We start from the raw sequence: 9,693 nt of genomic DNA on the forward strand, positions 1-9,693 counted from the left end.
TAATATCATTATACAGGCTTCTAAATAATCGTCTACATATATATGCCCAAAATCTACAATATCCCAAATAAAAGATATTAGAAGACCTGATACCTGAAGAAATACAAGAAGATGGGCATAAACAAAAAACTTTTCATAATTTTTGATTACTATCGGATCTTTATCGTAGTCTCTGTTTGGTTGAAAATTCCATGATGATTTATCGGCGGCACTAGAACGGTTGCTTTGTGATTTTTGCTCATTTAGATTTGCAAAATTTCGCCCGCCATGATCTTTGCTCCACGCGAAAGATTTTGGATCTTTGCTTTGTCGCACTTTACTCGCGCCTAGCTCGTCGTTATGCATTTTTTCTCCTTTTTAAGGCGCCATATTTCTGTTTCAAATATAAAGCTCGCACGCAAAGTAGGCCGTGATTTAGCTTCGCGCATCTATGATTTTTAAAATTTCACAAATTTTTTGTGGATCTTTAATGCCTCGCGCGTCCTCCACGCGGCTGTTTAGATCGATAGCGTATGGGCGCAGTGCGAGTGCCTCACGGATATTTTGCGCGCCGATGCCGCCTGCAAGAATAAAAGAGATCGCCCCGCTTTTAGTAGCAGCGTCATGCTTATCCGCGCTATCATCTTTTGTGGCACCCAGCTTGTCCACTTCTCCGCCGTCATTTGAAATATTTGGCGCGCCCGCCTCATAGTCGCTTGCGCCTTGATCATTGACGCCTTCGCTTGTGGGTCTTACACCACTCAGCCTAGCGGTAGCACACGCACTAAATTTGCACTCATCGTCATTCTTTTCGGCGCGACGATCGGCGCTCGCTTCTTGTTTCGTATTGCTCGATCGAACAATATCATGTGCGCGCTCGCTCACTTCATTACTATTAGAAGCACAACACACGTCGCTAACCCTCTTGAGCTTCAAATTTCCGTTTTCGCTATGCTCCGTGCAAGAATTGCCGCAGCTGCCGTTTTTATCGCGCTTTAAATTCTCCTCGCTATATCCGCTACAGATCGCGCTGTGTTTAAGATGGCTCCTTGCGCCGTCTGAGTCTTGAGCCGTGCCTGCTACATAGCATTTTTTTTCGCCACTTACTGCATCATTTTGCGTATCGCAGCGCCCGCTAGCCGAGTCGTATTTTGTGCTGCCTATGTTTTGAGTTGCGCTACTCGCGCAGTATTTTTCATCACGCGGCGCGCCGTATTGCCCTTTGCGGCTGGGCCCTACGCGTCGCAACAGATCCCAGTCGAAGCTCACGCCGTTACCGCCCAGGCTCGCCCCTTTGGCATCGAATAAGATCCGATCGAAGCTCAAGCCCTCAAGTGGCGGCATCTCAGCGCCAATGCTTAGCACCTGCCACGCCTCGATGCCCGCTGCGTTAAGGCGCGCTTTGAAATCCGCGTTTATGCGTCCGTAAATCTGAGCGCAGTCCAGCTCGCAAATCTCACAAATTTTTAAAATTTGCTCTTCGTTTAGAGCTTCCGCGCCAAAAATTTCAGAATTCAGATCCTCCGTCGAGGCGGGCGTGGCGCAGTTTGCGTTTAAATTTACGTTCAAATCGTCGAGATGCTTTTCGCAGAATTCCGCGGCTTCATAAAATTCTACGCTTCCGCTATTGCCCGCGTAAATTTTATCTTTGCAAATTTCATCGCCGCGAGCTTTGCCGCTAAAATTTTCGCACTCGTGCGGCGCGGCGCTGTGTTTTTCAGAGCTCAAAGCAAAAACTCCGACGCACTTTACGCCGTTTTCATGCGCGATACGCGCGATCTCGCGCGCTGTATCTATACTCACGCGGCGCTTGGAGCTCGATACGAATATCACGCCCAAAAATTCCACGCGCACGCCCAAGCCGTCGCCCTGGCTTCGCAAATCGCTACTGAAATTTTTATCGCAATCGGAATTTTGCTCGGGCGTAAAATTTGCATGATTTTGTGCGCGACAGATAAAATTCTCGCCGCCATGATTAAAATTTTGCGCGAAATTTTGGCCGTCAGAATTGAAATTTCGCGTAGCATTCTCGGCATCCGAATTAAAATTCCGCTCAGAATTTTCGCCGCAAAAATTAGAATTTTTTATTAAGCTCTCGCTACCCGATTGCGGTAAATTTTTGGCGCCGTCCGCGCACTCTAAATTTGCGCATAAAGCCGAGCTGCACGCCAGCACCGCACGGGCTTCTGCGGCGCTTTTGATGCCGCAAATTTTGATCTTACTTCTGTACGACATATAAAAATTCAGTCACGTAAAGCTCGCGCGCGTTTAAATTTCTGCTCGCGCGGTAGGTCGGATAGCGGATCTCTATCGTGCGTACAGAGCCGATTTTCGCGAGGTTTTTTAAAAATTCCGCCTTCGAGATGAAGCCCTCGGAATTAAAAGAGATTATTAAAAATTTAGCCGGAAATCCTGCCAGAAGCGCGAAAAATTCCTCAGCAGCGCTTGATTTTTTGTTGTAAGCCGAGCGGTTCCAGCCTGCGGGGATTCCAGAAACTCTGCTAAGCCCCGCAGCATTTGGGCGCTTGCCCTCGTTTATAAAATCCGTGATCAAATTTAGCATGAAATAGTTCGAGCCGTAGGGGTGCTGATTGTAGGGCGGATCAAAATACGCGACGTCAAGCTGCGAAAAGCGCTCGCGCGCGCTCTGTGCAAAGCGCGCGGCATCCTCTTGAAAGACCGCGCTTTCGCAGGTGAAATTTGAAAGCACCGGCAGGCGCAGGGAAATCTCGCCCATTATGCGAGCTAGCGCGTTTTCGCCGCTGCCGCCGAACTTGCCCACGCCCGCTTTATCCTTGTAAAAGCCCTTAAAAACGCCGCCCGTGTTTGAGTGGATGCTCGCCTCGCTAAGCAGCGGCGCGGTGAAAAAATCGCGAAATTTTTGCGGGATTTTGCTTATCTGCTCGCAGAGCCCGCCCAAAATCAGGGCGTTTCGGCGCGTGTAAAAAGCGCGCTCGCCCGCTTTGATATACTCATCGTCCTTCGGCGCGTACAGCTCGCTAAAAAAGCTCTCCTTCGGCGTAAAATTTCTTAAAATTTCAGCGTGCAGCTCGGTTAAATCCTGCCACAGCTCGTCGCTGAAATTTGAAAGATAGCAGGAGTTTATCGCGCGCGAGTAGCCCTCCAGGTCGTTTGCGATCACGAGGTTTGAGTGCGCTTTAGCCAGGCGCGCGACGATGCCGCTGCCGCTAAAGACGTCTGCGAAGCTGATCTTGCCCCGCCCAAGCTCCGCTTTGATTTCGCAGATCGCCCGCTCTATCGGCGCTAGCAGCGAGCGCTTGTTGCCCAGATAGCTGATGAGCTGCTCGCTTAAAAACTCCCTCTTTTCGCCGCTAGCCATCTAAGCTCTCGCCCCTACGTAGTTTTCGTAAAATTTCCACGTTTTGCCCGATCCGATCGCCTCTAAAATGAGCGGCTTAGCCTCCGCAGGGCTTGACACGACATCCGCGCAGTATAGCGCAAACATCGCGTTTAGCACGACGATGTCAAATTTTGGCCCGCTCAGCTCGCCTTTTAAAATTTGCTTTAAAGTTCCGGCATTGGCCTCGCCGTCGCCGCCCTCTATATCGCCGTGAAATGCGCGTTTAAAGCCGAACTGCTCGGGATTTACGCGGTATTCTAAAATTTTACCGTCCTTGATCTCGTGGATTAGCGTCTCGTCGCACAGGCTGATCTCATCCATGCCGTCCATGCCGTGCACCACCAGAGCGTGCTTGCGCCCCAAGATCATCAGCGTTTCGGCGATGAGCCCGTTTACTTCCTCCAGATAATTGCCTACGATCTGATTGCTTAGGCTTAAATTCGGATTTAGCAGCGGCCCCATTATATTAAAGACGGTGCCGATTTTTAGGCGGTTTCGCACCTCTTTGACCTCGGCGGTGATCTTGTGAAAAAACGGCGCGTGAAAAAACGCTAGCCCGGTGCGATCTAGCAGCGCTCTAATCTGCGCCAGATCGCTAAGTAGCGGCACGCCCAGAGCGTCCAGCGCATCGGAGCTGCCCGATCTGCTGGTAATCGCGCGGTTGCCGTGCTTGGCGACGCGCACGCCGAAGCTTGCCGCGATAAAGGCCACGGTCGTGGAGATATTGATCGTCTTTAGCCTATCGCCGCCCGTGCCCACGATGTCAAACATCGGGCTCGGATCGTCGTAGGTGATCGAGTATTTTAATATACTGCGCACGAGCGCCGTAAGGCTGCTTGGGTAGAGCGATTTTTCGCTGATCAGCACGAGCAGTCCCGCAAGCTGCACGATGTCGTAATCCTGCTCGTAAAGCGCCTTGCAAATAACGGCGTAATCGTCGCTATCTAACGGAAAGCCCTTTTGTAGCTTCAACATAAACGGGGCGAAATTTACCACGAGTTTCTCCTTTAAAATTATCTTTTTGCCGTAATTGATAAAATTTTCGATGATCTTTTTGCCGTATTGAGTAAAAAAGCTCTCGGGATGAAATTGAATGCCGAAAACAGGCTTACTTCGGTGCTTCATCGCCATTATAATGCCGTCATTTTCGCTCTTTGCTAAAATTTCAAACTCGCGCGACAACGTCGCTTCATCCACATAAAGCGAGTGGTAGCGCATCACTTCAAATTTACGCGGCAGCCCGCTAAAAAGCACGCCATCTGCGTAAATTTCGATCGTCGAGCTCTTGCCGTGTAGCGGCACCTCCAGCTGCTTTATCTCCGCGCCCGCCGCGTATCCGATCGCCTGATGCCCAAGGCACACGCCCAAAATTGGAATGTCCAAATCCGCGCGCAAAATATCCAGGCAAACGCCGCTGTCTTTTGGGTGATTTGGCCCGGGGCTTAGGATTATGTGCGACGGGGCAAGCTCGCGCACCCGCTGCAGCGTTATCCCGTCGTTGCGGAAGTAGCGCACCTCCTCGTCGCTTAGCTCCAAAATGTATTGATAAATATTAAAAACGAAGCTGTCGTAATTATCTATCATTAAAATCAAAATTTTATCCTTTTTTAGGGCACTTGCGCCTCTTTAAAATTCTAAATAATTTAAAAATTTAACCGCTTTGCGGCGGGTAAATTTAGCGCCGTTTTAGCGCCGCTGTGGGCTAAATTTAAAATTTCGCCCGCGGCTGCGGCATTACCGCATCTGTCGCGACGTTGCGCGTTTTGCGGTGCCGAATGAAGCTAGCCGTAAATTTTAACGCTCTCGCAGCGATCGCGCTTTTAAATTTAGCCGAATCAAACTCGCACCGAAAAGCGGCGCGTCTGGCTAGCTAAATTTAAAGCGTCTATACTTCCTCGCATAGCTCCTCTATCGCCTTAAGCGGGCTTTTGCGCTTTTTGCAGATCTCCGCGTATTCGCTCTTTGGCGAGCTGTCGTAAACGATACCTGCGCCCGCGCCGATAAATACGAGATTGCTTAGTTCTTCGCAGCCGAAATTCTCCGCGTTAAATTTAGCAGCCTCAAACCGTATCGCGCGGCTAAAGCTCGGCTCGCTTTCTAAATTTAGTGTCCCGCCGCCTGCGCGAGCTTTTAAATTTAATCTCGTATCGCGCTCGCTCGCACGAGTTAAATTTTGCACCCCGCCGCTGCCCTTTTGCGCCGCAGCACCGTGAAGCCCCGTCTTCTCGGGATTTTCACCATTGCAAATCTCTGTCGTCTCGGGATTTTCACCGTCGCAAGCAGCGCTTAAATTTAAACAGGAATTTAGTTTAAAATTCTCGTTCGAGCAGGAATCTTGCGCGTCGCGATTTACGAAGATCGCCGAACGGATCAAGATCGCCTGCATCACGTCGCCGTTAAAGCGCCAAAATCCGATTCCGCCGCCGTATATGCCGCGCTCGTAGCGCTCCAGCTCGTTTATGATCTGCATCGCGCGGATCTTCGGGCTACCGCTTAGCGTGCCCGCAGGAAAGATCGTGCCGAGCACCTCAAACACGCTTATCCCGCGCGGCTTGGCGCCGTAAACCTCGCTTACGATGTGCATCACGCTTTCGTAGCGCACGACGCGCATCGCGTTTTGCACCCGCACCGAGGCAGGCGCGGCGAATTTGCCGATGTCGTTACGCGCTAGATCGATCAGCATCCGATGCTCCGCAAGCTCCTTTTCGTCGCCTAAAAGCTCACGCTCAAGCGCCGCGTCGGCTTCGGCGTTTGCGCCTCTGCTGCGGGTACCTGCGATGGGAGCGACGAAAATTTCGTCCTTTTTAATCTCCATAATCAGCTCGGGGCTGGAGCCCGCGACGCAGCCGTAGGGCGTCGGGAAGTGAAACATATAGGGGCTCGGATTATTCTTTTTGAGTCGCTCGTAAAACTCCAAGCTGCCGAGATTCGTGCCGATTTTTAAAATTTCGCCCAGCACGACCTGAAAAACGTCGCCGCTTTTTATCTTTTCTTTTGCGGCTTCGACCATCGCGCTAAAATGCGACTCCTCGGCGCCAAGATCGGTTAAAATTTTAAATTTAAGCTCTTTTTTCTGCAGCGCGGACTTCGCTGCGTTTTGCGATTTTGCCTCGTTTTTTATCGCGGTATCTGTTCTTGCGGCACTCTGGGGGGCATCTGCCGCTTCGGCGAAGCTTTGCTGCGAAGTTTGAGAACTAAGTCCGCGCAGGCTTTCGTAAATTTGGGCGTCTTTGCCGTAAAAATCGTAAATTTTACTGATTTTATCGTAGTGCAGGTAGTTTGCGGCATCGGCGTAAAAAAACGGCGGGAAGTCATACAGCGCCTGCTTCGGTGCGCCAATATTTTCGAACGCGCGCACGATGTCGTAGCCCAAAACGCCGAAAAGCCCGGCAAAGCTCGCGTTTTTAAACTCGCTTGCGCCCGCTTTTGCGCTTTTTACCTCATCAAATTTAAGCTTTAGCGCCTCAAAGCTCATCTTAAATCCGTCGAAATAATCGCAATCAATGCCGATGATGACTTGAGCGTCGTCCTCTGCGAGATAGCTTTGCGGATGCGTCTTTAAAATTTCGCGGTAGTAAAAAAGCGGCTCTTCTAAAAGCATTTTCGTCCTTGGAATTTTTAGCGCCATTATACGCTGCTTAGCTTAAATTTGAGCGGGCGGCGCGAGCCTAGACGGGCTTAATGCAAGCAAAATTTTAGTAAAATGAGCAAATTTTAAGGAGAGCGTATGAAAATTTTATTTTCCCCAAGCGAGATGAAAAGTGAGCAAGGAGGCAGCACGCGCATTTGCGAGCAAAATTTCATCTTTGCAGATCTTTACGAAAAGCGCCTGCAGATGCTGCGCGCCTACGCGGATTTCGTGGATAAAGCGAGCGAGGCGGAGCTTTGCAAGCTTTTCGGACTGAAAAAATGGGATGCGGCTCTGCGCGAAAATATCTTTGAAAAAGGCTGCGCGAAGGCGCTTTTGCGCTACACCGGCACCGCATATCGCGCCCTAGGCTACGCGTCGCTAAGCCCCGGCGCGCAGGAGTTTGCGGAGCGAAACACGATAATTTTTTCAAACCTTTTCGGCCCCGTGCTGGGCGGCGACGCGCTGCCGAACTACAAGCTCAAACAGGGTGAGAAATTCGGCGGCATAGACGCGGCGAAATTTTATCGCGATAGCTTCTCCGCCGCGCTGGATCGGTATCTGGCAGATGAATGCGTAGTGGATCTGCGCGCGGGATTTTACGAAAAATTTTATGAGATGAAGCATGAATATTTGAGTTTTAGTTTCATCAAAGGCGGCAAGGTGCTGAGCCACTACGCCAAAGCCTGGCGCGGTAAGGTGTTGCGCGAAATAGCCCTAGCAGGAGCTTGCAGCGAGGCTGAGGTGCTTGCGCTGCGCTTGGGCGGCGCCTCCGTGTTTGAAATCAAACAGATTGGGCCAAGAAAGGAGATCGTGCTGGAAATTTCATAAGGCGCAAAATCCGCTCGGAGAAATTTACGATCAAGTTTGCGGATTTAACGCGAATTTTTGCGTAAAATTTAGCTCGGAAAATTTGCTGCGAGTCCAAATCCCACCCCATCCAAAGCGATTTTACCTGGAGAAATTTGCGGGCGGAATTTCGGCGTGAGGATTTTGCGGCGGCGGCTTTTTGGTCTTTGAGAGGGCTTTGGGCTGCCTTAAACGAGCTTTTGGCGGTGAAATTTCGTCGTAAATTTTTACAAGAAATTCGCGCTCTTTGCGTTTCCGTGCGCTCTGCATAAAATTTTACGGCGATCTTGTTGTGACTTTGCGGCGATTTTTAGAATACGGAGCGTAGAAATTTCGCGGTATAATTTTGACTGAAATTTTACCGTGCGGAATTTTGCCGTATGAAATTTCGCCGCGATAAAATCCTGTCGAAAATTTAATCGCGGCAAAAAATACTGCGTTGCGATTAAAACGTGAAATTTTATCTAAAATTTACGCTAAACCGCCGTAGTCTGGGCGCAGAATTTTAAAATCCGCTGCCAAGCTGCAATACGAACAAACGCAGGCGGGCTAATTTGCATAAAATTTCAAGCCGAAATTCCACACCTTAAAATCCCGTAAATTTTAAAATTTTGCAAATCGCGCGCTGAAATTTCGAGCTAAAATCTCGCTTGCAAACTTTCAAGCCAAGCCAATTCCAGATAAAATTTCAAATCAAAATTTGGGGCATAAATTTCAAACCGAAATCCCGCGATCAAAATCCCTCGCCTCAAAATCCCGCAAATCCCCGCTCCTAAATCCAAAATTCCGCAAATTTAGCAAGCTTTAAATTTTAAAGCTATAAACTTCGCTTCAAATTTTAAGGATCAAAAATGCTAGAACTCCCCTTTGTCGGCGTCGTCGTGGGCTTCATATCGGGCTTTTTCGGTATCGGCGGCGGCACGGTCGTAATGCCCGTGATGATGGCTCTGGGATACGACGTCAAGACCGCCGCGGGCATCTCGGTGATGCAGATGTTCATCGTCTCGATTTTCGGCTCATATCTGAACTACCGCGCGGGCAGACTCCGCCTAGATAGCGGCATCGCAGTGGGGCTCGGAGGGCTGTGCGGCGCGAGCATATCGGGATTCATCGTAAAATACTCGCCGGAAATCGTGCTTGAGATCGGTCTTTTGCTGACGCTTGCGATCTCATTTCTCAAACTCTTTAGCACGAATGTAACAAGCGGCGGCAACGCCGATCCCCACGGCGCGGTGCTGTTTTTCATCGGCTTTGCTATCGGCGCGATCGCGCTTAGCATGGGCGTGGGCGGCGCGGTATTTCTAACGCCCGTATTGGTCGGATTTTTGGGCGTCGATATCAAAAGAGCGGTCTGTATGGGGCTATTTTTCATCGTTTTCGGCTCATTTAGCGCGCTTTTGAGCCTTTCGTACAACGGACATGTGGATTACGAACGCGGCGCGCTGCTAGCCGTGGGCGGGCTTTTGGGCGTATATTTCGGCACCTCTCAGGCTCGCCGTGCAAAGCGCGAAACGCAGAAAAAATGGCTGCTCATCCTCTATGTCGTGCTATTTGCGCTGGCGCTAAAAAAGGTGCTGCAGTAGCGCCCGCTGTAGTAGCGCTGCAGCGATTGCTGCGCTATAGTTTTGCCTTGCCTCGGTTTTGCTACAAGCGCGGTTTAAGCATTCGCGCTGTTTTGCTACGTCGCCCTTTTGCGTCTCGTAGTTTTTTGCTTTGCCGTCCTCTTACACTGCGCGCGTTTGATCGCCGTTTTGCGGCGGCGCGTAAAACGTCGCGTTTCGTCGCGCGAGTAAAATTTTAAAACGAAATTTCAAAAAGCGCGAGCAAATTTTAAAAGCTGAATTTTAACTAGCCGCGTTAAAATAGCGAAGTCGCA

The 9,693-nt window shown here is 50.1% G+C and carries 6 protein-coding genes and 1 pseudogene; 2 read left to right on the forward strand and 5 right to left on the reverse strand.

Annotation, left to right across the window (positions count from 1 at the left end):
* The 5 genes and pseudogenes from Q0413_RS07975 to Q0413_RS07995 all read right to left on the reverse strand — a co-directional run.
* A pseudogene (locus Q0413_RS07975) lies at positions 1–345 on the reverse strand (hypothetical protein); the annotation flags it as partial.
* Between the two features lie 69 nt (positions 346–414).
* Positions 415–2,214, reverse strand: coding sequence for a hypothetical protein (locus Q0413_RS07980; RefSeq protein ID WP_298988448.1), 1,800 nt, complete (start codon positions 2,212–2,214; stop codon positions 415–417).
* Positions 2,198–3,319 carry a DNA adenine methylase gene (locus Q0413_RS07985; protein ID WP_298988449.1) on the reverse strand — a complete coding sequence of 374 codons (1,122 nt, stop codon included), beginning with the start codon at positions 3,317–3,319 and terminating at the stop codon, positions 2,198–2,200. Before Q0413_RS07985 ends, Q0413_RS07980 begins: the two co-directional genes overlap by 17 nt.
* Complete coding sequence (gene trpD, locus Q0413_RS07990; protein ID WP_298988450.1) at positions 3,320–4,933, reverse strand: anthranilate phosphoribosyltransferase; 1,614 nt, start codon at positions 4,931–4,933, stop codon at positions 3,320–3,322.
* A 292-nt stretch (positions 4,934–5,225) separates the two neighbouring features.
* Positions 5,226–6,941: an anthranilate synthase component I family protein gene (locus tag Q0413_RS07995; protein WP_298988451.1), complete on the reverse strand. Its 1,716-nt coding sequence runs from the start codon at positions 6,939–6,941 to the stop codon at positions 5,226–5,228.
* Positions 6,942–7,067: 126 nt separating this feature from the next.
* Here Q0413_RS07995 and yaaA point away from each other — a divergent pair, with 126 nt between their 5' ends.
* Complete coding sequence (yaaA, locus tag Q0413_RS08000; RefSeq protein ID WP_298988452.1) at positions 7,068–7,799, forward strand: peroxide stress protein YaaA; 732 nt, start codon at positions 7,068–7,070, stop codon at positions 7,797–7,799.
* An 869-nt stretch (positions 7,800–8,668) separates the two neighbouring features.
* Positions 8,669–9,400, forward strand: coding sequence for a sulfite exporter TauE/SafE family protein (locus Q0413_RS08005; protein ID WP_298988453.1), 732 nt, complete (start codon positions 8,669–8,671; stop codon positions 9,398–9,400).
* The last annotated feature ends 293 nt before the right edge of the window (positions 9,401–9,693 follow it).

This window comes from uncultured Campylobacter sp. (assembly GCF_938045465.1).
In the GTDB taxonomy this organism is placed as follows: Bacteria; Campylobacterota; Campylobacteria; order Campylobacterales; family Campylobacteraceae; genus Campylobacter_B.